The organism is Halobaculum sp. XH14 (assembly GCF_032116555.1).
In the GTDB taxonomy this organism is placed as follows: Archaea; Halobacteriota; Halobacteria; order Halobacteriales; family Haloferacaceae; genus Halorarum; species Halorarum halobium.
In genome coordinates this window covers 2258605-2281417 of sequence record NZ_CP134949.1, presented here as the reverse complement: position 1 = coordinate 2281417, position 22813 = coordinate 2258605, and the positions used below count along the sequence as shown (strand labels likewise).

The following is a 22813-nucleotide window of genomic DNA, read 5'->3' as shown; positions in this document are numbered from 1 at the left end:
AGGTCCGTCCGGCTCGTTCGCCTCCGAGGGCGAGCCTCGCGCGTGTAGAAGCGCTGATAACCCCTCGTCCCCGAACGTGAAGTAGCACAACAATGTCCACGTGGAAGCGGGACTTCGCAAGCGGGCTCGTGGTCGTGATCCCGCTGCTCGTCATCCTGTTCGTCGCCAACTGGCTCTACACCCAGCTCCTCGAACTCCCGTTCGTCCCGACGGTGGTCTGGGAGTCGCCGCCGCCGGGGATGGCCGACTGGCTCGTCGCGTTCGTCGTCAACCTCCTGCAGGTCGTCATCGTCCTGACGGTGTTCGTCCTCGTCGTGTTCGCGGCCGGGTACATGATGCGGACGACCGCGGGGCGGTTCGCGGAGGGATTTCTCGACGCCGCCATCAACCGCCTCCCGGTGATTCGGGTGCTGTACAACGCGTCGAAGCTCGCGGTCGAGACGGCGCTCACCGGGACCGACGAACTCCAGAAGCCCGTCCGCATCGAGCCCTGGGAGGGGATGCGGATGACGGCGTTCAAGACCGGCAAGCGAACGAGCGACGACCGCGAGGTGCTGTTCATGCCGACAGCGCCGAACATCACCACCGGGTTCGTGCTGGAGGTGGAGTCGGCCGACATCACCGAGACGGACGAGCGGGTCGAGGAGGCGCTCACCCGCGTCCTCTCGGCCGGCTTCGGCGAGGGCGACGGCGGGCCGGTGAGCGCCGCCGAGGGTCGACAGAGCGCCGCCGGGGACGACGGTACCGACGAGCGTGACGACACGGGCGAGAGCGTCGTCGCCGACGGCGAGGACTGACTCGGACGGGGACGCGGGTTCGGTACTGACCCGAGGCGGCGGCTACCGCCCGGCGACTTCCGAACGGTGAAGTACCGCGGCGGCCCCCTTCTCCCATGAGCGAGGACGACGAACTGTTCCCGGACCTCGACGCCGACCACGTCGAACTGCTCCAGTCGTTCATCGAGAGCCACGGCTTCCTCTCGTGGCTGAACCTGCGCGTCGAGGAGCTCGATCGCGGCCGCATCGTCATGTCCGTCCCGTACGACGAGAAGCTGGTGAACCCCGGCTCGCCCGTCGGCTCCATCCACGGCGGCATCGCGGCGACGCTCGTGGACACCGCGTCCGGGTTCGCGCTCCGCTCGACGTTCGACGACCCGACGACCGGGTCGCTGGCGACGACCGACCTGAACGTCACCTACCTCCGGCCCGCGACTGACGACCTCCGCGTCGAAGCCGAGGTGCTCCGGACGGGCGGCTCGATGGGCTACACCGACACGGTCGTCTCGAGCGTCGACCCGGACGGCGAGCAGAAGGACGTCGCGGTCGGGCGGACTTCCTATCGGCTGTTTCGGGAGTGAGCGGCCGTTCCGTGAACGAGTCGGACGGGCGATGAACCGGTCGCGGGGGGTCCCGTCAGTCCCCCGGCGGCTCGGCCCTCCAGTCACGGCACGTACGCGCCGAACCGCCGCCGAACCGGGTCGTGGAGCAGCACGAGCGGAATCGCGCCCAGCAGGACTCCGTGGGTGACCGTGTTCCCCAGGACGCTGAGCGTCGCGGCGAGGGGGCCGGCGCTCGGGTCGAAGATGAGGAACGCCGATCCCTCGAACACGGCCTGGGCGAGCGCGCCGAGGACGGCCGCGACGACGAGCGACCGGGACGACGTCGGGTCCGCGGTTCGCTGGTCGAGATACCAGCCGAACACGACGAAGCCGACGACGTAGCCGATGAACCCGATCGGGTCGTCCAGTTCGTACCCCTCGAACACGTCGAGGACGCCCTCGCCGAGCGCGGCCCCGAGCCCGACCGACAGAGTCGGGATGCCGAACCTGGCCAGGCCGACGAGCAGGTACGGGATGAAGAACGGCTTGAGGTCCACGTCGACCGCGAACTCGCCGGCCGCCTCGGTCACCTGTAGCCCGAGTCCGAACAGCAGCGCGCTGAGGAGTCCGAGAGCGAGGACCGTGCGTTCCCAGCGTGGGTCCCGCCCGATCGCGTCGCCGACCCCGGTCGACCCGCCGGTTCCTCGTGACACGGCCGGCGAACGGCGGCACCCGAGAATAACTGCTTCTAGTAGCCCTCCGTCCGAATAGTGGGCAGTATTGAGTCATCATAGTAAACGCTGTATGCCGATTGGCGGACTGCGTAGGCGATGGGACCTCCCCTCGGAACCGGACGGTGCCTCACCACGACGCGAATCATGGCGTTCCTGTGGGTCGGGTTCACCGTCGCGTACGTGTCCTTCTTCTACGTGTTTCAGGACGCACGCGAGATCGCCGACTCGAGCCTCGACGGCTACCTCGAGGTCATCCTGCTCGCGATCCCGTCGGTCGTCCTGCTCGCGGCGGCGATGTGGCTCCACGAGTCGGACACCGACCCCGAACTCCGGCCGCCGGTGATCGGCTGGACGGCCGGGAGCGCGCTGCTGTTCGTCGTGGCGATGTACGCGGCGCTGTTCGTCATCGAGACGACGTTCGACCCCGGCGAGCGCTGGCTGATCCTCCTGCTGTCGACCGGGTTCGGCGCCTCCTCCGGGTCGGTCATCGGAATCATGGGCGTCAGATCGAAACAGAGCGAACGCGAGCGGAACCGATCGCGGCTGGTCGCGCGACGCCGCAAGCGGGAGCGCGAACAGCTCGAACACCTGAACAACTACCTCAGACACGAGGTGTTGAACGAGGTCGCGAAGATCAACGGCTACGCCGGCCTGCTCGCCGAACGGGGCGAACAGACCGAGGCGACGGCCGGCTATCTCGACATCATCCGCCACAGCAGCGAGGACATCGCCCTGTTCATCGACTCGATCCGGGACATCCTGGATACGACGGACCACGACCCGGAGCTCGAAGTGCTCGACGTGGTCTCGGTCATCGAAACGGAACTCGACTGGATCGGGCGCTCCCATCCGGAGGCGGAACTCGTGCTCGAGGCCCCGGACTCGGCGTTCGTGCTGGCCGGCGACCTCCTCGACCGGGTGCTCGTCAACCTGATCGAGAACGCGGTCGAGCACAACGAGGCCGGGGTCACCATCACGCTCTCGGTCGAAGCCGACGGGGAGCGCGTCTCGGTTCGCGTCAGCGACGACGGTCGTGGAATCCCGCGAACCGAGCGCGAGCGACTCTTCGAACCGCCGAGGTCGGGCGATCACGGCTACGGGCTGTTCCTGACGCGGAACCTCGTCGAACTGTACGGGGGGAGGCTCGAACTGCACAGCACGGGTCCGGCGGGGACGGAGTTCGTGATCGAACTGCTCGAACGGGCGGCACCGGAGGGCGCTTCCACGCCGGAGCCGTCACTGGAGACCGAAGCGGCCTGAGCCGTCACTGGAGACCGAAGCGGCCTGAGCCGGGCGGGAACCGCACGGTCCCGTGCGAGCAACCCTTTTCCGCCGGCCCGTCGAAGCCGCCCACGACGGATGACCCCCGAGGACCGCGTCGCGTACGAGCCGACCTCCGTGAAGGCAGTGCTCGCGGAGATGAAGGACACCGCGGAGCTGCTCATCGACCTCTCGTACTCCGCGGTGCTCCACGGGAGCGCCGACCTCGCGGGGGAGGTGCTCGAACTGGAGTCCCGCATGGACCAGCTGCAGTTACAGGCCCGGATGAGCGTGATGATGGCCGCGCGCTCGCCGGAGGACGCCGAGGAACTCGCGCCCGTGCTGGGCGTCATCGGCGCGGCCGAGAAGATCAGCGACGCGGCGGGCGACATCGCGAAGGTCGTGTTGGAGGAGGTGGGGCTCCCCGACGCGATCCGCGCCGCGTTGCCCGAGGCGGTCGAGACGCTAGTCCGGGCGGAACTCGCGGACGACTCGGCCTACGCCGGGCGGACGCTCGCCGACGCGAACGTCGAAACCGAGACGGGGGTCCGTGTCATCGCCCTGCGGCGCGGCACGGAGTGGCTGCTCAACCCGGACGCCGAGACCACCATCGAGCCCGGCGACACGCTGTTCCTCCGCGGGGGCGAGGAGGGGCTCCGGACGGTCTATGAGGCCGCCACGGGGGAGTCCTACGTTCAACCGGACGCCCCCACCGCGGGAGTCGAGGACCTCGAGCGCGCCGTCGACTCGGTCGTGCTGATGAAGAACATGAGCGAACTCGCCGTCGACCTGGCGTACGGCTCGGTGCTGTTCAACAGCGAGGCGGTCGCGGGCGAGGTCGCGGAACTGGAGGCGGAGGTCGACGCGCTCAAGTCACGATTCGAGGCCTGGACGCTCCGCGCGGCGGCCCGGGTCGAGGACCCCGTCTCGCTCCGTGGACTCGTCCACCTCGCGTCGGCGACGGAGGTGATCAGCGACGCGGCCCTGGAGATCAGCGAGGGCGTCCTCCGTGGGCTCGACGCCCACCCCGTCGTCGCCGAGGCCGTCGAAGCCTCCGACGAGGTCATCGTGCGCCTGTCGGTCGCGTCGGGGTCGGAACTCGCCGACGCGACGCTCGGCGAGCGGACGGTGAAACAGGAGACGGGGATGCGCGTCATCGCCGTCCGCCGGCCGGCCGGCGCCGATGGCGACGGCGAGTGGGTCGTCTCGCCCGGGAGCGGGACGGCGCTCCGAGCCGGCGACGTGGTGCTCGCGAAGGGAACCAGGGCGGGCGCGGAGCGGCTCTCGCGGCTCGTCGGTGACCCGCGCGAGTTCGAGGACTGAGCGGGTGCGAACGCGGACGGGTACCGGCCGGTGCGTCCGGTTCCGAACCTACACTTCCTCCCTGGCGAGTCGCACGACGGAGACGACGGTGAGCGCGGTGGCGACGAGGATGGCCGTCGCGCTCGCCAGCACGAAGCCGAGCAGCAGGAAGTAGCCCTCCGGGCCGAGCAGCGGGTACTGTCGCGTCTCCAGGTTCGGCCCGAGGAGTTCGAACGTCCGGACGAGGTAGACGAGGAGCGCGAGCGCGACGCCGGCCGCGAGCCCCGCGAGCACGTTCCGGCGGACCGACAGCGCCTCCAGCATCGCGGCCCGGGGCGGTCGGTCGGGGGCGCGGTCGTCCGTCGGGTCGCCCACGTCGTTCGGATCCCCCGGCCCGCTCGGATCGCCCGACCCGCTCGGATCGACGCCGGGGGCTCCAGTCGCGCGCTCGCCCGTCCCGGCCCCCGCCTCGGCACCGGTCCCCGCGTCCGAGCCGTCTCGTGTCACAGCGGCCGTTGGCGGGGGACGCTCAAAGCACCATCGCACGGCGTCGCCGCCCGGCCCGCTTCCGACGGAATCGGCCCCGTTCAGGCGTACGCCGCGAACTCCTCGCCGCGCAGGAGGAAGTAGCCGGTTCCGAGGAGGCCGACGACCGTCGCGGTCCCGAACGCCGCCGCCGGCGAGGCCCCGTAGATGAGCCCGCCCGCGGCCGCGCTCGGGATGGTGATCGCGTTGCGAACGAGGTAGTACGACCCCGTGACGCGGCCGCCGGCGTCCCGCTCGGCGGGGCCGACGATGAGCGCCTTGTGGGCGGGCAGCCCCGCGAACCGGAGCCCGGAGAACGCGAACAGGATGGCGAGCATGGCCGCCGGCGGGACGGTCACCGTCCCGAGAACCGGAACGGTGGCCGCGACCGCCTCGCCGGGAGCGCTGATGAGCAGCACCGGAAACACCGCGTATACGGCGAACCCGACGGCGACGACCGGCTTCAGCCCGACGCGCCGGGCCAGCCGTGCGACGGGCACCATCGTGAGCAAGGCGACCGCCATCTCGACGGCCAGCAGCACGCCGAAGAACGCCTCGGGGGAGAGCCGCCCCACGACCGGCAGCGTCGCACCCACGGAGAGGAAGTCGACGACGACGATGACGAAGAACACGTACACCATCCCGTTGGCGAAGCGGACCAGCGTGTCGGCGACGAGCAGCGGGCGGAGCGGGTCGGGCAGCGACCGGAGGTCCTCGACGACGGAGTCGAGCCCCTCGAACGACTTCCCGAGCGAGTCCTTCGAGGCGTCATAAAGCGAGCGCTGGGCGACCGTGGCGAGGCCGCCGGCCGCGGCCGCGACGAGCAGCAGGATCCGAAACCCCTCGGTGAACGAGAACAGCGAGAGGACGCCCGCGGCGAGCAGCGGGCCGAGCAGGAACGCCGTCCGGCGGAACGTCTCGGTTGCGGCAAAGCCCGAGGCGAGGCTTCCGTCGGGCACCGACTGCTTCACGACCGCGAACGTCGCGCCCAGGCCGAACGACTTCCACGCCTGCGAGAGGAACAGTCCGAGGAACACGACGATCACGGCCAGGTTCGTCGGGCCGAGCGTCACCGTTCGGAGCGGGTCCGCGGCCCACCAGACCACGAACCCGAGCGTCGAGGCGACCCCGAACAGCGTGAGCGCCGAGCGGGAGCCGATCCGGTCCGAGAGTGCGCCGCCCGGATACGGGAACACGGCCGAGATCAGGTTGCCGACGCTGCCGTACAGCCCGATGACGACGCTGCCCGCCCCCAGCACCGAGAGGTACTCCGGGAGGTACCGCCCCGTCATCTGGAAGCCGAGGCTGAACGCGAACATGGCGAGCGAGAGGACGAGCACGTCGCCCGGGAGCGAGACGAACTGGCGGAACGCGTCGAGCGGGTCCGGCTCGGGCGAGGGTTCCGCCCCGGCTCCCACCCGCCCGTTGGTGTCCGATTCTCCCCCCGTTTCGGATTCCCCGGCCATGGTCGGCGGGTCGCACTCGGGTCGCTAAACGGTTGGGGGTACCAGCCGGTTCGGTTCGCCGGCCAGGGGGTTCAACAGTACTATACGGCGTCTAACTTCGCATCGAACCTGAAGGACTTTATTCGTCGGGGGTGACGCGGGGAGTATGGGACTGTTCGACCGGCTGCGGGGGGACGACAACCCGCGCGTCGCGTTCATCGGCATCGACGGGGTGCCGTACTCGCTGCTCGATGACCACCCGGAGGAGTTTCCCAACTTCGCCGCGCTGGCGAGGGAGGGTGCCGGCGGCGACATCGACTCCATCGTGCCGCCGGAGTCGTCCGCCTGCTGGCCAGCACTGACGACCGGGGTCAACCCCGGTGAGACGGGCGTGTACGGCTTCCAGGACCGCGAGGTCGGCTCGTACGACACGTACGTCCCGATGGGTCGGGACGTGCAGGCCACTCGCCTCTGGGACCGGGTCGCGGAGGAGGGACTCGACGCCACGGTGATGAACGTGCCCGTGACGTTCCCGCCCCAGCGCAACGTCCAGCGGATGGTCTCGGGCTTCCTCTCGCCGGACGTCGACAAGGCGTCCTACCCCGACGAGCTCCGGGAGTACCTCGAGGGCACCGACTACCGCATCGACACGAACCCCAAGCTCGGGCACAAGGAGGACAAGTCCGAGTTCATCGAGAACGCCCACGAGACCGTCGACGCGCGGTACGAGGCGTTCTCCCACTTCATCGAGGAGGACGACTGGGACCTGTTCTTCGGCGTGTTCATGACGACCGACCGCGTGAACCACTTCCTGTTCAATGACTACGCGGAGGACGGGCGCTACCACGACGAGTTCGTGGAGTTCTACCGGAAGATCGACGACTATATCGGGAAGATCCGCGAGCAACTGGCCGACGACGTGACGCTCGTCGTCGCCTCAGACCACGGGTTCACGGTCCAGAACTACGAGGTCGAACTCAACCGGTGGCTCCAGGACGAGGGGTGGCTCTCCTTCGAGGACGACGACCACGACAGCCTCGACGACATCGCGGACGACGCGCGGGCCTACTCGCTCATCCCCGGCCGGTTCTACATCAACCTGGAGGGGCGCGAACCGCGCGGCTCGGTGCCCCAGTCCGACTACGAGGACGTGCGCGACGAACTGAAGGCGGACATCGAGTCGCTCGAGGGGCCGGACGGCACGAAGGTCGCCGCCCGCGTCGTCGAGAAGGAGGCGGCGTTCCGCGGCGAGCACGACGACATCGCCCCTGATCTCGTCGTCATCCCGAACCACGGCTTCGACCTCAAGTCGAAGTTCAAGGCCCACGACGACGGCGTGTTCTCGACGGGACCGCGAAACGGGATGCACAGCTTCGAGAACGCGACGCTGTTCGTCGACGACCGGGAGGCGACGATCGCCGACGCCGACCTGCTCGACATCGCGCCGACGATCCTCGACCTGATGGGGGTCGACTACGCCCGGACGGAGTTCGACGGCGCTTCGCTGGTGTGAGTCAGGTGGGGTAGTCGGTTCGGCCGTGGATTTCTGGTCGTAAGTGGCCGTGTCCCGAGCGGAGGCTCCCCGGAAGTCCGTCCATCCTTGGCGTCAGGACCAGTCCCGCCCCCGTTTCGAAGTAGTCGACGCAACGACGGAACCGGGTCGCACCCGGAAGCGCTCGCCGGATGCCCTACGGTTTTCAGGACAACTCGGCGACGCGCCCGCCGACACGGCGAACGGTCGCAACCACCCGCTCCCGGGCGAACACGAGTTCCGCGAGCCCCCAGCCGAGCAACGTCAGCACGCCCAGCACGGCCCAGGCGAACGCCCAGGGACCCATCCACACCGGTCGAATCCAGGGGGTCACGCCCGCCCACAGGTTCGCGAACTCGGTGGCGACCCCCGAGAGCGGCGTGCCGGCGAACGTGTTCTGGACCGTCGCCGCGAACGTCATCGAGTCGCCCGTGCCGGCGATGAGCCCCGCGCTGCCGTAGATGCGATAGCTCCCGGCGACGCCCTGGTCGGACATCGTCGGGCCGTTCGACCCGCCGCCGTGGGCGACCCGCTCGGCGTCGTAGGGCCCCCAGGTGGCGTAGTACTCCCAGACGATCTCCCCGCGCGGCGTCACCTCGATGACGCGGTGGTTCAGCGAGTCGGTGATGAGCGTGTTCCCGTTCGGGAGCCTGTCGGCGTCGCGCGGCCAGGAGAGTTGATCGGTGCCCAGCTCCCAGACGAGTTCCCACTCGCCGTCGCGCCTCTCGTACTCGACGACGCGGTCGTTCTCGGAGTCGGCCACGAGGATGACGGGGTTGCCGTCCTCGCTGACGAGCCAGTCGGGGTTGTGCTGCTCGTTCAGGGTGTCGTGGTCGCCGTCCGAGCCCAGCCGGTAGTCGATCTCCTTCGTTGAGCGGTTGATGACGATCGCCTGGTCGAAGTTGCGCGGCGAGACGAGGTACTGTCCCTCGGCGATGCGCTCCACGTCGTTGACGTGCGTCCAGTCCTGGCTGTAGCCGCCGTCGGTCGATTCGGGGTAGTGGTTCCGGAACGTCCACTCCCAGTCGATCTCGTCGGTCGAGCGGTTGTAGACGAACACGCGGTCGTCCGAGCGGCCGGTCGACTCGTTCCACTGTCGCATGTTGGCGACGAGCAGGTCGCCGTTCGGGAGCTTCTGGACGTCGTGGGTGTCGTGGATGTCGAAGCGCTCCTCCCAGACCCGGTCCCGCGTCTCCGGGTCCATCTCGAACACGGTGGTGCCGTCGGCGTCGGTCGAGACGATCAGGAGGTTTCCGTTCGCCAGCGGGTCGACGTCGTAGAACCAGGTCGCCCCGCGACTGCTCCCGCCGTACACCCACTCGGTCGAGCCGTTCGGGCCGACCGAGACGACGCGGGCGGGCTTTTTCGTCGAGCCCTGGCCGCGGAAGTGGAACCCCTGGATGCCGACGACGGTCGAGCCGTTGGCGGGCGACTGGATGGTGCCGTTCTCGAGGCCGACGGTTCCGGGCGTCCCCGTCTCCTGTGGCACGAGCGCCTGTCCGAGTGCCGGGACGAACAGCGCGAGAACACAGAGGAGGGCGAGAGAACGCACGACGCGGCGACGAGGGACCGACGAGATGTCCATCGTTTTTCGAAGGACCGTCGCCGGATGAAACTCTTGTGCTTGCCGGCCGGCCGGCGGTGGATCGCGGTCGAACGAGCGCTGTGGTGGACGGGGGGCCGTCGGCCGGGCGACGATCAGACCGCGGACGCGAGGACGCCGCCGGTCCGGACGAAGAAGTACAGGACGAACGCGCCCGCGAGCACCCAGTGGCCCGCCCGCACCTCGTCGGTTCGTCCCGCCGCGAGCTTCACGAGCGGGTACGCGATGATGCCCGCGGCGATGCCGTACGCGATGGAGTAGGTGAACGGCATGACGAGCACGGTGAGGCCGGCCGGGACCGCGTTGGTGTAGTCCGCCCAGTCGATGTCGACCAGGTTGCGGAGCATCAGCACCGCGATGACGACCAGCGCGATGTGGCTGGCGTACTGGGGAATCGCGGCCGCGAGCGGGACGACCGCGAGCGAGGCGACGAACAGGATCGCCACGACCAGCGCGGTCATTCCCGTCCGGCCGCCCTCCTCGACGCCGGACGCGGACTCGATGTACGTCGTCACCGTCGAGGTGCCGAGCATCCCCCCGACGGTCGTGCCGATGGCGTCGGCCATCAGCGGCCGGTCGATGTCGGGGAGGTTGCCGTCCTCGTCGAGGAAGCCGGCGACCTGCGAGACGCCCGTGAGCGTGCCCGCCGTGTCGAAGAAGTCCACGAAGAAGAACGTGAACACGATGAGCGAGAACGCGAACGCGTCGACGTTCGTCAGTCCGGAGACGAACGCGCCCGCCAGCGGCGTGATGTCGTAGCCCGCCGCCGAGTAGGTGAGCGAGTCGAGCGACGGCGCGAGCGACGCAGCGGGGAGGATGCTCCCGTCGGGGAGTTCGCCCGCCGGATACGGCGAGTAGCCGAGCATCGAGACGAGTCCGCCGAGGGCGCTCGTCCCGACGATGCCGATGATGATGCTGCCGGGCACGCCCCGGGCGTACAGCATGAACGTGACGAACAGCCCGACGACCGAGACGACCGCGACCGGGTCCTGTGCGAACACCGGCGAGAACTGGATGTACGTCGCCGGGTCGTCGACGGTGACCCGCATCGCCTCGAGGCCGATGATGGCGAGGAACAGGCCGATCCCGCCGCCGACCGCGAACTTCACCGGCTCCGGGAACAGCCTGATGATGTACTCTCTGGCCCCCGCGGCCGTGAGGATCATGAAGACGATCCCCTCGACGACCACGGCCGCGAGCGCCGTCTGCCACGGGATGCCGAGCCCGAGCACGACCGTGAACGCGAAGAACGCGTTGAGGCCGAGCCCGGGAGCCTGTCCGAACGGCCGGTTCGCGTACAGCGCCATGACGAACGTGGCCACTGCCGCCGAGATGAGCGTCACCACGGCGAGCATCTGGACGGTCTGGTCTGCCGTCCGCCCCTGGACCGAGATGGCCCCCGCGAGAATGCTCGGGTTCACGACCACGATGTAGCTCATCGTCAGGAACGTCGTTATCCCGGCCACGACCTCGGTGCGGAGGTCGGTGTCGTGCTCCCCGAACTCGAAGTACTGCGACAGCGAGTCAGTTAACCCCATACCGCACGCTTGTGCACACCCATCTTAAACGTTTAGGAATATTGTACCCACCCATGCACAGTAGTGGATAATTCGGGAGGCCATAACGGGAGAAATCGGTAAGAGAAGGCACCTTCGTGCATACAATTCGCCGAGCCGGACCGCGCCTCGCGTCAACCGGACGGGATCGGACTCACTCGAACGTCGTGAGCGCGCCGACCGGCGCGTCGGTCATCGCGGCGGCCCGGTCGGTCCCCTCCTCGCCGACGGCGATGAGCGCGAAGACGCCCGTCACGTCGGCGTCCGCCTGCGCCGCGATGTCGAGGAGGAGTTCCTGCGTCTCGCCCGAGCGGATGAGGTCGTCGACGACGAGCACCCGCTCGCCGGCGTCGAGCGCGCCCGCCGGCAGGTAGTAGGTGAGTTCGATGCCGGAGGCGAGCCGCTGGCGGGACTCGATGAACTCCTCGACCGCGGTCTCCTTCGACTTCTTCGCGTACGCGAGGCGGGCGTCGAAGTGGGAGGCCATCGCCGCGCCGAGGGTGATGCCGTCGGTCGCGGCGGTGAGGACGACGTCGGGCGTCTCGAACGACAGCGACTCCGCGGCGACCGGCGCCACCAGGTCGAGGAACGGCTGGTCGAAGACGACCGCGGAGTTGTCCACGTACCCCTCGTCGTCGAAGCTCACGCGGGTTTCAAGCTCCTCGGCGAGCGTCTCGTGCCCGATGCCGCCCACGACCTCCTGTGCCCGTTCGGCGCCCGGCAGGACGTGTCCGTTGACGTAGCGGTTCAGGTCGCCGGCGGGGAGGCCCGTCACCTCGGCGAGCTGCTCGTAGGTCCGCGTCTCCTTCAGCGTCCGCAGGACGGTGACCGCCTGCAACTGCAGGGCGGCCTTCTCGGCTCGGTTCATGCATGTATGCTCGTTCGTGCAAGTATGAACACTTCGAATCGCGGATGGTGGTACATGATCACGAGGGTGATGCCCACGAGGGCGTATCCGGCCGGTCCGGGGCGGCGGTGCGACGACGACCCTCGACCCGGCAGCGACGGTTCGAGCGACGAACGGCCGGGCCGGGAATCGACCGGAAGAAGACGCGCTGTCCGGCATCGATCCGTCGACGGCGAACGCGGCGGCTGGCACCGAGCCGGTGCCTGAACGCGCCCTGCTACTCGTCCGCGTCAGCAAGCAGTTCGGACGCGGTGAGCAGTGCGTCGAGTTCGACGCCGTGGTCCGCGAGCAGTTCGGTCGCGTCCTCCTCGCGGTCGACGACGACGAGCACGCGGTTCACCGTCGCGCCCGCCTCGCGGAGCGCCTCGACGGCGTCCACCGCCGACCGGCCGGTCGTGGCGATGTCCTCGACGACGACGACCTCCTCGCCCTCGGCCAGTTCGCCCTCGATGCGGTTGCCGGTGCCGTACTCCTTCGTGGCCTTGCGCGCGATGACGTACGGGAGCCCGGTCTCGACGGCCGTCGCCGCCGCCAGCGGGACGCCCCCGAGTGCGACGCCCGCGAGTTTCGTCCCCTCGACGCGTTCGGCGAACGCCCGAGCGATGCGTTCGAGACACGCGGGGTCGGTCTCGAACCGGTACTTGTCCACGTAGTAGTCGCTGGTGCCGCCGTGGGAGAGTTCGAACTTGCCGAACAGCACCGCGTCGGCGTCCCGCAGCGCGGCGAGCAGGGCCGACGTGTCGGTGGTCGTCATGGGGAAATCGGGGGCTGGGACGGGCGAAAAGGTGCCGGTCTCGACCGCGACCCGTTCGGACGAATCACCGAGAACGACGGCAGCGGAGCGCTTCCCGACGTCCGATCGCCGTTCCCGCCGTCGCGTCAGTTCAGCCCGCCGCCTCACACCGCTCCACGACGCTCGCGGGAATCGGAGCGGACACCTCGTAGCTGTCGATCGTCTCCACGGTCCGCTTGTTGTGGAAGACGACCGTGAGCGTCGCTCCCTGTCGCGGGCAGGCGAGCGCGCTGTCGCCGGTCACCTTCGCGCTCCCGGCGTCGCGTCGGAGGTCGGTCCAGGGCACTTCGGTTCCGGCTTCGTCGACGACGTAGACGCGGTCGGAGTGGGGGACCGTCCCGTTGTCGTGACTGATGACGATCGCGGGCGTGTCGCCGCTCCGGTCGACCGAGAAGGTGAACCCCGTCGGGCCGTCGAACGAGGACTCGCCGACGCCCGTCGCGACCGCGCCCCCGATGGCGGCCACGCTGACCGCCGAGGCGAGCATGAACCCGAGCGCGAGGATCGGGAGGTTGGCACGCGTCCTGCCGCGGAGCGTGCGACCCTCCGTGTCGTCGTCCTCCGCTTCGGGGGATCGGCTCACCGATACCATGTGCGGACGGGGTCCGGGCGGAGGCTAAAACTCGTCGGCCCGAAAATCAGCGCTGAGAACGGGGTGGCGGCCGTCCCGTCGGCGCACTACGCGCCCGGTCGTCCGGCGCGTTCGCGTCTCACCACGGCTCGGCTTTCAGCCCCGCCGCGTACGCGATCGCGTTCGTGCCGACGTGGAGCAGCGGCGTCACGACGACGACCACCGCGATGCGCGCGGGCGAGAACGTCGCGCCGAACCACGCGGGAGCGACGAGCGCGGCGAGCGCGAGCGCCCCGACGACGAAGTCGAGCTGGTCGAGCATCGGGAACGAGGCCCCCCGGTCGCGGCCGGTCCGGCGCTTGAGGAACGACGCGGCGACGTCGCCGAGCATCGCGCCGAGCGCGAGCCCGACGGCCGCAGCGAGCGGGAACCCCGGGAGCGTGATGCCCAGCGCGTCGCCGACGGGCGCGACGATCGCGTCGAGCACGAGCGCGAGCGCGACGCCGGCGACGACGCCGACGGCGGTGCCGCGCCACGTCTTCCCGTCGCCGAGCAGCCGGCGGCCGCCCCACGTCCGGCCCCCGTCGATGGGTCGCCCCCCGCCCGCGAGCACGGCGGCGTTGTTGGGGACGTACGCGGGCAGCATCGCCCAGAGCGCGCCCGCGACGAGTTCGAGCATGGTCGACCTGTCTCCGCAACTGCGTTTTGTTGCTTCGGTTTCCATCGGGCGTGTTCGGACTCCTCGCGGCACTGTCCTCGAGATTCGGTGCGGGTCTGGACTCGCGTACTAGTTCGGTCGACGCGACGACCGAATTAATCCAGGAGCCGAGCGCCCCCGAAACCGACCGCTGACCGAGCCCAGGGTTCGGGCCGCCGCAACGCGGTTCCGCAAACGCCTTATACGGAGGTCGTACAAGTCCCAACCGACGATTACCCATGCCGAGACCCGAAGTTCTCGAACGCGTAAAAGAGGCCGAAGCCGACGCCGAGGATATCGTGGCCGAGGCGGAGGCGGATCGGGAGGAGCGACTCACGGCGGCCCGGGAGCGGGCCGACGAGATCGTCTCCGAGGCCGAGCAGGAGGCCGCCGAGCTGGAGGAAGACCGGCTGGCGGCCGCCCGCGAGGAGATCGAACAGGAGCGCGAGGACGTCCTCGATGAGGGCCGCGACGAGCGGCGGCGGCTCGTCGAGGAGGCCGAGGAGCGCACCGAGGAGGCGGTCGAGTTCGCGGTGACACGGTTCGAGGAGGCGGTACATGCTCAGACCTGAACGAATGAGCAAGGTCTCGGTGACGGGCTCCAAGGGCGTCATGGAGTCCGTCGTCGAGGCGGTCCACGACCTGAACCTCCTGCACGTCACCGACTACGACGACTCCTGGTCGGGGTTCCGGCCGGGCACGCCCACCGAGGGGGCCGAGGACGCCGCGGACAAACTCGTCACCGTCCGCTCCATCGAGTCGATGCTCGACGTGGACGAGGACGACGGCGGTCCCGCCCGGGTGCTCGACGACGACGAACTCGAGGCGGAACTCGAATCGATCCGCGAGCGCGTGAACGCGCTCGACGACCGGCGCGACGACCTCCGCGGCGAGATCCGCGACCTCGAGGAGCGGATCGACGCGGTGGGCCCGTTCGCCGACCTCGACATCGACCTCGACCTGCTGCAGGGGTACGACACGCTGCAGGTCGCCGTCGGCGAGGGCGACCGTGAGGCGGTCGAGCGCGCCCTGCTCGACGCCGACACGCTCGGCGAGTACGAGCTCTACGAGGGCGAGGACGGGACGCTCGCCGTCCTGGCTCGCCCCGAGCCCTCCGGCGACGAGGACGCGCTGACGGACGCGCTGGTGAGCGCGGAGTTCACCGCCGTCGAGGTGCCGACCGTCGAGGGGGACCGCGTCAGCCCGACCGCACACCTCGACGACCTCGAGGCCCGGAAACGGGAGCTCGAATCGGAGCTCGACCAGGTCGAGGACGACCTCGAGGCCGAAAAGCAGGACGCCGCGGCGTTCCTGCTGGCCGCCGAGGAGCGGCTGTCCATCGAGGTCCAGAAGACGGAAGCGCCGCTCTCGTTCGCGACGACCGACAACGCCTTCGTCGCCGAGGGCTGGATCCCGAGCGACCGCTACACCGAGTTCGCGAGCGTGATCCAGGACGCGGTGGGCAGCCACGCCGAGGTCGAGGAGCTCGAACGCGCGGCGTTCGGCTCCAACGGCGAGGTGAAGCTCCGCGAGGACGTCCCGGCGGGCGTCTCGGAGCGGGAGACGGTCGACGGGGAGGACGACGAGTCGGAGGCCGCGGAAGAAGAGCCCAAGCGCGCGGTCGCGGACGGCTCCGGCGGCCCGGTCGTCATGCGCGACGACCAGCCGCCGGTCGTGCAGAACAACCCCGGCATCGTCAACCCGTTCGAGGTGCTGGTGAAGGCGGTCGGTCGTCCGAAGTACACCGAGTTCGACCCGACCGTGATCCTCTTCCTGACGTTCCCGGCGTTCTTCGGGTTCATGATCGGCGACCTCGGCTACGGGATCCTCTACTCGCTCATCGGCTACTTCCTCTACAGCAACTTCGAGTCGCCGGCGTTCAAGAGCATGGGCGGCGTCACCATCGCGGCGGGGCTGTTCACGATGCTGTTCGGCGTGCTCTACGGCGAACTGTTCGGGCTGCACCTGATCGCGACGCACTTCTGGGAGGGCCTCCTCGGCTTCGGGAGCGCGCCGCTCCACAAGGGGCTCCAGCCGTACTACTCCAACTGGGCTGAGACGTGGCTCGTCGTCGCAGTGCTCGCGGGCGTGGTCCACCTCGACGTGGGCTACGTGTTCAGCTTCCTCGAGGACTACGAGTTCCACGGCCTGAAGGACGCGATCCTCGAGAGCGGCTCGTGGATCCTGATGCTCAACGGGCTGTGGGTGTTCGTGCTGAGCAACTTCCTGGCCGGGAAGAAGCCGGAGTTCCTGTTCTACGTGTTCAACGGGGAGCCGCTCCCGCTCGGCTTCGCCGGGTTCTCCCCGCTCGTGGGGCAGATCGGCCTCGGCGCGTTCTTCCTCGGGCTCGTGCTCATCTGGGCGTCGGGCGACTACGGCGAGGCCATCGAGGCCCTGTTCCTGCTGTCGCTCGTCAACGGGCTCTCGTACATCCGGCTCGCCGCGGTGCTGCTGGCGAAGGCGGGGATGGCGTTCGTCGTCAACCTCCTGTTCTTCGGCGTCTACGTCACCGGGCACGGCGAGGAGGCCCAGTGGCACTTCGCGCTCTCGGGGATGCCCGAGGTCGGCTCGACGTACCACGGGCACGAGGTGACCGAGATCATGTTCGGCGGACTGATGCACGGCGGCGTCGCGGCGCTCGTCGGCGGCATCCTCGTCCTCCTGTTCGGGCACCTGCTGGTGCTCGCGCTGGGGGTCACCTCCGCCGGCCTGCAGGCCGTCCGGCTGGAGTACTACGAGTTCTTCTCGAAGTTCTTCGACGGCGGCGGCACGGAGTACACGCCGTTCGGCCACGAGCGGACTCACACCACCGACGAGTAGCTCGACCGACTTCGGCGCGTTTTTCAACCCGAGACGCGAATAGCTCCGAGCCCGTACCCCTCGGATTCGGGGCCCTCGGCCGGTTTCTTTGGGAAGGTTTATGTCTCCTCTGGGTGCAACCACCGACTGTCCGGAGACTGGCAACCAGCCACCGAAAACCATGATCGACACACTCCCTCAACTGGCAGACGTTGTATTGCAGGATGGTAGCGGCACGGCGGCCATTCCGCCCAACGCGGCGGCGGCGCTCGCGGTCGGCCTCGCGGCGTTCGGCTCGGGCTACGCCGAGCGCGGCATCGGGTCGGCCGCCGTCGGCGCGGTCGCGGAGGACGAGGACCTCTTCGTCACGGGCCTGATCTTCACGGTCCTGCCGGAGACCCTCGTCATTCTCGCGCTGGTCACCTTCTTCCTGGTGTAACCACCCCCTCTCTTCACCATGAGTTTGGACACTGTCGCCGAGGACATTCGAGAGGAAGCCCGCGCGCGTGCGGAGGAAATCCGCGAAGACGGTGAGGAACGCGCGGACGAGATCGTCGCCGAGGCGGAAGCCGAGGCCGAGCGCGTCCGCGAGGAGCGCGAGGCGGCCGTCGAACGACAGATCGACCAGGAGCGCGAACAGGCGCTCTCCAGCGCGAAGCTCGAAGCCAAGCAGGAGCGACTCGAGGCCCGCCGCGACGCCCTGGAGACGGTCCGGGCGGAAGTCGAGGCGGCCATCGCGGACCTGGAGGGCGAGCGGCGCGAGGAGCTGACCCGACTGCTGCTCGACCAGGCGGCCGAGGAGTTCGACGACGCGGAGACCGTCTCCGTTTACGGCCGCGCGGGCGACGAGGAACTGCTGACCGACGTGCTCTCGGAGTACGAGGGCTGGTCGTACGCGGGGTCCCGCGACTGTCTCGGCGGCGTGTTCGTCGAGAGCGAGGGCTCCCGCGTCCGGGTCAACAACACGTTCGACTCGGTCCTCGAGGACGTCTGGGAGGACAACCTCAAGGAGCTGAGCGACCGACTGTTCGACGATGAGTAAGAGCGCCGGCACGTCGAACCCGGAGTACGTGAACGCCCGCGTCAGCTCCCGACGCGGCGCGCTGTACGACACCGACGACTACCGGAAGCTCGTCCGGATGAGCCCGGCCGAGATCGCCCGCTTCATGGAGGAATCGGCCTACGAGGAGCAGGTGAACGAGCTCGGCTCGCGGTTCTCCGGCGTCGACCTCATCGAGTACGCGCTGAACGGGAACCTCGCGGAGCAGTTCGAGGACGTCCTCGACTGGTGTGAGGGTCGGCTGTACGACCAGGTGGCCCGCTACCTCCGCAAGTTCGACGCGTGGAACGTCAAAACCGCGCTCCGCGGGCAGTACGCGGACGCCGAGCGCGAGTCGGTCGAGGCCGACTTCATCCGCGCCGGCGAGTTCGACGACGCCCGCATCGGGCGGCTGCTCGATGCAGGGTCCATCGAGGAGGTCGTCGAAGTGCTCTCCGACACCCCGTTCGGTCCGGGGCTCGAGGAGGCGTACGGCGACTACGAGGCCAGCGGCGTGCTGGTCCCGTTGGAGAACGCGGTCGACCGCGCGTACTACGAACTGCTCTCGACGAGCGACCTCTCCGGCGAGGCGCTCGCCGAGTACCGCGAGTTCCTGGAGTCCGAGATCGACTTCCGGAACGCGATCAACGCGCTGCGGCTCGCCCGGTCGGGCGCCGACGTCGACCCCTCGGAGTACTACATCGAGGGCGGCGTCCTGTTCTCGGCCGAGGAGCTCCGCGCGCTGGCACAGAACCCCGACGAGCTCGTCCAGCGGGTCCGCGACAGTCGGTACGGCGAGGACCTCTCGGACGCGCTGGCCGACCTGGAGGCCGCGGAGAGCCTCATCGGGTTCGAGCGCGCGCTGGAGGCGGCGCTGCTGGAGTACGCGGACTCGCTCGGGCACGTCTACCCGCTGTCGGTGACGCCCGTGGTGTCGTACATCCTCGCCAAGGAGCGCGAGGTTGACAACATCCGGGCCATCGCCCGCGGGAAGGAGGCCGGCCTCTCCGAGGAGGAGATCGAGGAGGAACTGGTGATCCTATGAGTCAGGAAATCGCGGTCATCGGCAGCCCCGAGTTCACGACGGGCTTTCGACTGGCGGGGGTCCGCAAGTGCGAGAACGTCGCGGACGACGAGAAGGACGAGCGGCTCGACGACGCCGTCGAGCGCACGCTCGCCGACGACGAGGTCGGCATCGTCGTCATGCGCGACGAGGACCTCGATCACCTCTCGCGGACCGTCCGCCGGTCCGCCGAGGGGAGCGTGGAGCCCGTGCTCGTCACGCTCGGCGGCGGCGCCGGGAGCGGCCTGCGCGAACAGATCAAACGCGCCATCGGGATCGACCTGATGGCCGAAGACGACGACAACGAGTAAAACCATGAGTCAAGCAACAGACGCGGAAGTCACGGACGGGACCGGACGCATCGACAGCGTGAGTGGTCCGGTCGTGACGGCCGTCGATCTCGACGCCCGGATGAACGACGTCGTCTACGTCGGCGACGAAGGGCTGATGGGCGAGGTCATCGAGATCGAGGGCGACGTCACGACCATCCAAGTGTACGAGGAGACCTCGGGGGTCGGCCCCGGCGAACCGGTCGAGAACACCGGCGAACCACTCTCGGTCGACCTCGGCCCGGGCATGCTGGACGCCATCTACGACGGCGTGCAGCGCCCCCTCGACGTGCTGGAGACGAAGATGGACAGCGCGTTCCTCGACCGCGGGGTCGACGCGCCGGGCATCGACCTCGACAAGGAGTGGGAGTTCACTCCCGAGGTCGAGGCCGGCGACGAGGTCGAACCCGGCGACGTCGTCGGGATCGTCCCCGAGACAGTCACCATCGACCACAAGGTGATGGTGCCGCCCGACTACGAGGGCGGGACCGTCGAGAGCGCCGAGACCGGCGAGTTCACCGTCGACGAGGCGGTCGTCACGCTCGAGAACGGCGAGGAGGTCTCGATGCACCAGGAGTGGCCGGTGCGCGAGCAGCGGCCGACCGTCGAGAAGCGCACCCCGCGCACCCCGCTGGTGTCGGGCCAGCGCATCCTGGACGGGCTCTTCCCCATCGCCAAGGGCGGGACGGCCGCGATTCCGGGGCCGTTCGGCTCCGGGAAGACGGTCACCCAGCACAGCCTCGCCAAGTTCGCCGACGCGGACATCATCGTCTACGTCGGCTGTGGCGAGCGCGGCAACGAGATGACCGAGGTCATCGAGGACTTCCCCGAACTGGAGGACCCGGCGAACGGGAACCCGCTGATGGCCCGGACGAGCCTCATCGCCAACACGTCGAACATGCCGGTCGCGGCGCGCGAATCCTGCGTGTACACCGGCATCACCATCGCGGAGTACTACCGCGACATGGGCTACGACGTCGCGCTCATGGCCGACTCCACCTCGCGGTGGGCCGAGGCGATGCGCGAGATCTCCTCGCGGCTCGAGGAGATGCCCGGCGAGGAGGGGTACCCCGCGTACCTGGCCGCCCGGCTGGCGGAGTTCTACGAGCGCGCCGGCTACTTCGAGAACATCAACGGGAGCGAGGGATCCGTCTCGGTCATCGGGGCGGTCTCCCCGCCCGGCGGCGACTTCTCGGAGCCGGTCACCCAGAACACGCTGCGCATCGTGAAGACGTTCTGGGCGCTCGACGCCGACCTGGCCGAACGGCGGCACTTCCCGGCGATCAACTGGAACGAGTCCTACTCGCTGTACCAGGACCAGCTCGACCCGTGGTTCCAGGAGGAGGTCGCCGAGGACTGGCCCGACAAGCGCCAGTGGGCAGTCGACACGCTCGACGAGGAGGGCGAACTGCAGGAGATCGTCCAGCTCGTCGGCAAGGACGCCCTGCCGGAGGACCAGCAGCTCACCCTCGAGGTGGCGCGCTACCTCCGCGAGGGCTACCTGCAGCAGAACGCGTTCGTCGACGAGGACATGTACTGTCCGCCCGAGAAGACCTACGAGATCCTCACGGCCATCCAGACGTTCAACGACGAGGCGTTCGACGCGCTCGACGCCGGCGTCCCGGTCGAGGACATCCAGAGCATCGACGCCGCGCCGCGGCTCAACCGCATCGCAACCCAGGGGGACTGGGAGGAGTACGTCGAGGAACTGAAGGCGGAGATCACGGAGGAGCTTCGCTCGCTCTACTAGACCAATGAAAGAGTACCAGACAATCACGGAGATCAGTGGCCCCCTCGTGTACGCCGAGGTCGACGAGCCCGTCGGCTACGACGAGATCGTCGAGATCGAGACGCCCGGCGGCGACACGAAGCGCGGCCAGGTCCTCGAGAGCGAGGACGGCCTCGTCGCCATCCAGGTGTTCGAGGGGACCACCGGCATCGACCGCAACGCGTCCGTCCGCTTCCTGGGCGAGACGCTGAAGATGCCCGTCACCGAGGACCTCCTCGGGCGGGTGCTGGACGGCTCGGGCCAGCCGATCGACGGCGGCCCGGACATCGTCCCGGACGAGCGGCGCGACATCGTCGGCGCCGCCATCAACCCCGTCTCCCGGGAGTACCCCGAGGAGTTCATCCAGACCGGCGTGTCCTCGATCGACGGCATGAACACGCTGGTCCGGGGCCAGAAGCTCCCGATCTTCTCGGCCTCGGGGCTGCCCCACAACGACCTGGCGCTGCAGATCGCACGCCAGGCGACCGTGCCCGAGGAGGACGAGGCGTCCGAGGACGACGAGGGCTCGGAGTTCGCGGTGATCTTCGGCGCGATGGGCATCACCCAGGAGGAGGCCAACGAGTTCATGGAGGACTTCGAGCGCACCGGCGCGCTGGAGCGCTCGGTCGTCTTCATGAACCTCGCGGACGACCCCGCGGTCGAGCGGACGGTCACCCCGCGGATGGCGCTGACGACCGCGGAGTATCTCGCGTTCGACAAGGACTACCACGTGCTCGTCATCCTGACGGACATGACCAACTACTGCGAGGCGCTCCGCGAGATCGGGGCGGCCCGCGAGGAGGTCCCGGGGCGGCGTGGCTACCCCGGTTACATGTACACCGACCTGGCGCAGCTGTACGAGCGCGCGGGCCGGATCGAGGGTCGTGACGGCTCGGTGACCCAGATTCCGATCCTCACGATGCCGGGCGACGACGACACCCACCCGATCCCGGACCTGACCGGCTACATCACGGAGGGGCAGATCTACGTCGACCGCGACCTGCACAGCCAGGGCATCCAGCCCCCGGTGCAGGTGCTGCCGAGCCTCTCGCGCCTGATGGACGACGGCATCGGCGAGGGGCTCACCCGCGAGGACCACGGCGACGTCTCCGACCAGATGTACGCGGCGTACGCGGAGGGCGAGGACCTGCGCGACCTCGTGAACATCGTCGGTCGGGAGGCGCTCTCCGAGCGCGACAACAAGTACCTCGACTTCGCGGACCGCTTCGAGGAGGAGTTCGTCGAGCAAGGGTACGACACGGACCGCACCATCGACGAGACGCTCGAGATCGGCTGGGACCTCCTCTCGACGCTGCCGAGGGAGGAACTCAACCGCGTCGGCGAGGACCTCATCGAGGAGCACTACCGCGAGGACATCACGGGCGGCGACGAGTCGGCCGAGGAAGTCTCGGCGGACTGAGTTCCCTTCGGAATTTTCTGTTAGATTTCGTTCCATTGCAGTGTAACGGATCGCATCGTGGGTTGCGAAGTGACGACCGCGGAAGCCCCCGCGGGTCTCGGCTCGGTGCGGCCGCTGCGCTCCTCGTCTCGCTCCCTCCGGTCGCTCGCCTGT

Annotated in this window: 22 protein-coding genes; 13 read left to right on the top strand and 9 right to left on the bottom strand. The window is 69.0% G+C overall.

The window, feature by feature from the left end; translation table 11 throughout:
• The first annotated feature begins 92 nt into the window (after nt 1-92).
• Both RJT50_RS11635 and RJT50_RS11630 read left to right on the top strand, forming a co-directional pair.
• Nucleotides 93-797, top strand: coding sequence for a DUF502 domain-containing protein (locus RJT50_RS11635; protein ID WP_313691520.1), 705 nt, complete (start codon nt 93-95; stop codon nt 795-797).
• 95 nt (nt 798-892) lie between these two features.
• Nucleotides 893-1357, top strand: a complete 465-nt coding sequence (locus RJT50_RS11630) for a PaaI family thioesterase (RefSeq protein WP_313691518.1) — start codon at nt 893-895, stop codon at nt 1355-1357.
• An 83-nt stretch (nt 1358-1440) separates the two neighbouring features.
• Here the strand turns inward: RJT50_RS11630 and RJT50_RS11625 are convergent, their stop codons facing one another.
• Nucleotides 1441-2031: a hypothetical protein gene (locus RJT50_RS11625; protein ID WP_313691516.1), complete on the bottom strand. Its 591-nt coding sequence runs from the start codon at nt 2029-2031 to the stop codon at nt 1441-1443.
• A 117-nt stretch (nt 2032-2148) separates the two neighbouring features.
• Here RJT50_RS11625 and RJT50_RS11620 point away from each other — a divergent pair, with 117 nt between their 5' ends.
• Together RJT50_RS11620 and RJT50_RS11615 are read left to right on the top strand one after the other, a co-directional pair.
• Complete coding sequence (locus RJT50_RS11620; protein WP_313691515.1) at nt 2149-3312, top strand: sensor histidine kinase; 1164 nt, start codon at nt 2149-2151, stop codon at nt 3310-3312.
• Between the two features lie 99 nt (nt 3313-3411).
• On the top strand, nt 3412-4635 hold the full coding sequence (locus tag RJT50_RS11615; RefSeq protein ID WP_313691514.1) for a potassium channel family protein: 1224 nt from the start codon (nt 3412-3414) through the stop codon (nt 4633-4635).
• 48 nt (nt 4636-4683) lie between these two features.
• Here the strand turns inward: RJT50_RS11615 and RJT50_RS11610 are convergent, their stop codons facing one another.
• Together RJT50_RS11610 and RJT50_RS11605 are read right to left on the bottom strand one after the other, a co-directional pair.
• Nucleotides 4684-4989, bottom strand: coding sequence for a DUF7536 family protein (locus RJT50_RS11610; RefSeq protein ID WP_425499730.1), 306 nt, complete (start codon nt 4987-4989; stop codon nt 4684-4686).
• A gap of 212 nt (nt 4990-5201) precedes the next feature.
• Nucleotides 5202-6605, bottom strand: a complete 1404-nt coding sequence (locus RJT50_RS11605; protein ID WP_313691512.1) for an MFS transporter — start codon at nt 6603-6605, stop codon at nt 5202-5204.
• Nucleotides 6606-6750: 145 nt separating this feature from the next.
• Here RJT50_RS11605 and RJT50_RS11600 point away from each other — a divergent pair, with 145 nt between their 5' ends.
• The gene (locus tag RJT50_RS11600; protein WP_313691511.1) at nt 6751-8097 is read left to right on the top strand and encodes an alkaline phosphatase family protein; all 1347 of its coding nucleotides are present in this window, start codon (nt 6751-6753) and stop codon (nt 8095-8097) included.
• A gap of 184 nt (nt 8098-8281) precedes the next feature.
• Here RJT50_RS11600 and RJT50_RS11595 read toward each other — a convergent pair whose 3' ends face one another.
• The 6 genes from RJT50_RS11595 to RJT50_RS11570 form a co-directional block, all read right to left on the bottom strand.
• Complete coding sequence (locus RJT50_RS11595; protein ID WP_313691509.1) at nt 8282-9700, bottom strand: aryl-sulfate sulfotransferase; 1419 nt, start codon at nt 9698-9700, stop codon at nt 8282-8284.
• A 113-nt stretch (nt 9701-9813) separates the two neighbouring features.
• Complete coding sequence (locus RJT50_RS11590) at nt 9814-11256, bottom strand: NCS2 family permease (RefSeq protein WP_313691508.1); 1443 nt, start codon at nt 11254-11256, stop codon at nt 9814-9816.
• A 172-nt stretch (nt 11257-11428) separates the two neighbouring features.
• Nucleotides 11429-12142 (bottom strand): phosphoribosyltransferase family protein, encoded by a 714-nt coding sequence (locus RJT50_RS11585; RefSeq protein WP_313691507.1) that lies wholly within the window; start codon nt 12140-12142, stop codon nt 11429-11431.
• A 256-nt stretch (nt 12143-12398) separates the two neighbouring features.
• The gene (gene pyrE, locus RJT50_RS11580) at nt 12399-12935 is read right to left on the bottom strand and encodes an orotate phosphoribosyltransferase (protein WP_313691506.1); all 537 of its coding nucleotides are present in this window, start codon (nt 12933-12935) and stop codon (nt 12399-12401) included.
• A gap of 130 nt (nt 12936-13065) precedes the next feature.
• Nucleotides 13066-13566, bottom strand: a complete 501-nt coding sequence (locus RJT50_RS11575) for a hypothetical protein (protein ID WP_313691505.1) — start codon at nt 13564-13566, stop codon at nt 13066-13068.
• Between the two features lie 118 nt (nt 13567-13684).
• Entirely contained in the window at nt 13685-14224 is a 540-nt protein-coding gene (locus RJT50_RS11570; protein ID WP_313691504.1) for a CDP-2,3-bis-(O-geranylgeranyl)-sn-glycerol synthase, read from the bottom strand.
• 257 nt (nt 14225-14481) lie between these two features.
• On the opposite strand from RJT50_RS11570, the gene ahaH reads away from it, so the two are divergent.
• The 8 genes from ahaH (at nt 14482) to RJT50_RS11530 (ending at nt 22660) form a co-directional block, all read left to right on the top strand.
• On the top strand, nt 14482-14814 hold the full coding sequence (ahaH, locus tag RJT50_RS11565; protein WP_313691503.1) for an ATP synthase archaeal subunit H: 333 nt from the start codon (nt 14482-14484) through the stop codon (nt 14812-14814).
• A gap of 4 nt (nt 14815-14818) precedes the next feature.
• Complete coding sequence (locus tag RJT50_RS11560) at nt 14819-17062, top strand: V-type ATP synthase subunit I (protein WP_313691502.1); 2244 nt, start codon at nt 14819-14821, stop codon at nt 17060-17062.
• Nucleotides 17063-17222: 160 nt separating this feature from the next.
• Nucleotides 17223-17480 carry a F0F1 ATP synthase subunit C gene (locus RJT50_RS11555; RefSeq protein ID WP_313691501.1) on the top strand — a complete coding sequence of 86 codons (258 nt, stop codon included), beginning with the start codon at nt 17223-17225 and terminating at the stop codon, nt 17478-17480.
• 18 nt (nt 17481-17498) lie between these two features.
• The gene (locus RJT50_RS11550) at nt 17499-18083 is read left to right on the top strand and encodes a V-type ATP synthase subunit E (RefSeq protein ID WP_313691500.1); all 585 of its coding nucleotides are present in this window, start codon (nt 17499-17501) and stop codon (nt 18081-18083) included.
• Nucleotides 18076-19125 (top strand): V-type ATP synthase subunit C, encoded by a 1050-nt coding sequence (locus RJT50_RS11545; RefSeq protein ID WP_313691499.1) that lies wholly within the window; start codon nt 18076-18078, stop codon nt 19123-19125. Before RJT50_RS11550 ends, RJT50_RS11545 begins: the two co-directional genes overlap by 8 nt.
• A complete protein-coding gene (locus tag RJT50_RS11540; protein ID WP_313691498.1) occupies nt 19122-19454 on the top strand; it encodes a V-type ATP synthase subunit F in 333 nt (110 codons plus the stop codon). The genes RJT50_RS11545 and RJT50_RS11540 overlap by 4 nt, the downstream gene beginning before the upstream one ends.
• Nucleotides 19455-19458: 4 nt before the next feature.
• Nucleotides 19459-21222 (top strand): ATP synthase subunit A, encoded by a 1764-nt coding sequence (locus RJT50_RS11535; protein ID WP_313691497.1) that lies wholly within the window; start codon nt 19459-19461, stop codon nt 21220-21222.
• 4 nt (nt 21223-21226) lie between these two features.
• Entirely contained in the window at nt 21227-22660 is a 1434-nt protein-coding gene (locus RJT50_RS11530) for an ATP synthase subunit B (RefSeq protein ID WP_313691496.1), read from the top strand.
• The last annotated feature ends 153 nt before the right edge of the window (nt 22661-22813 follow it).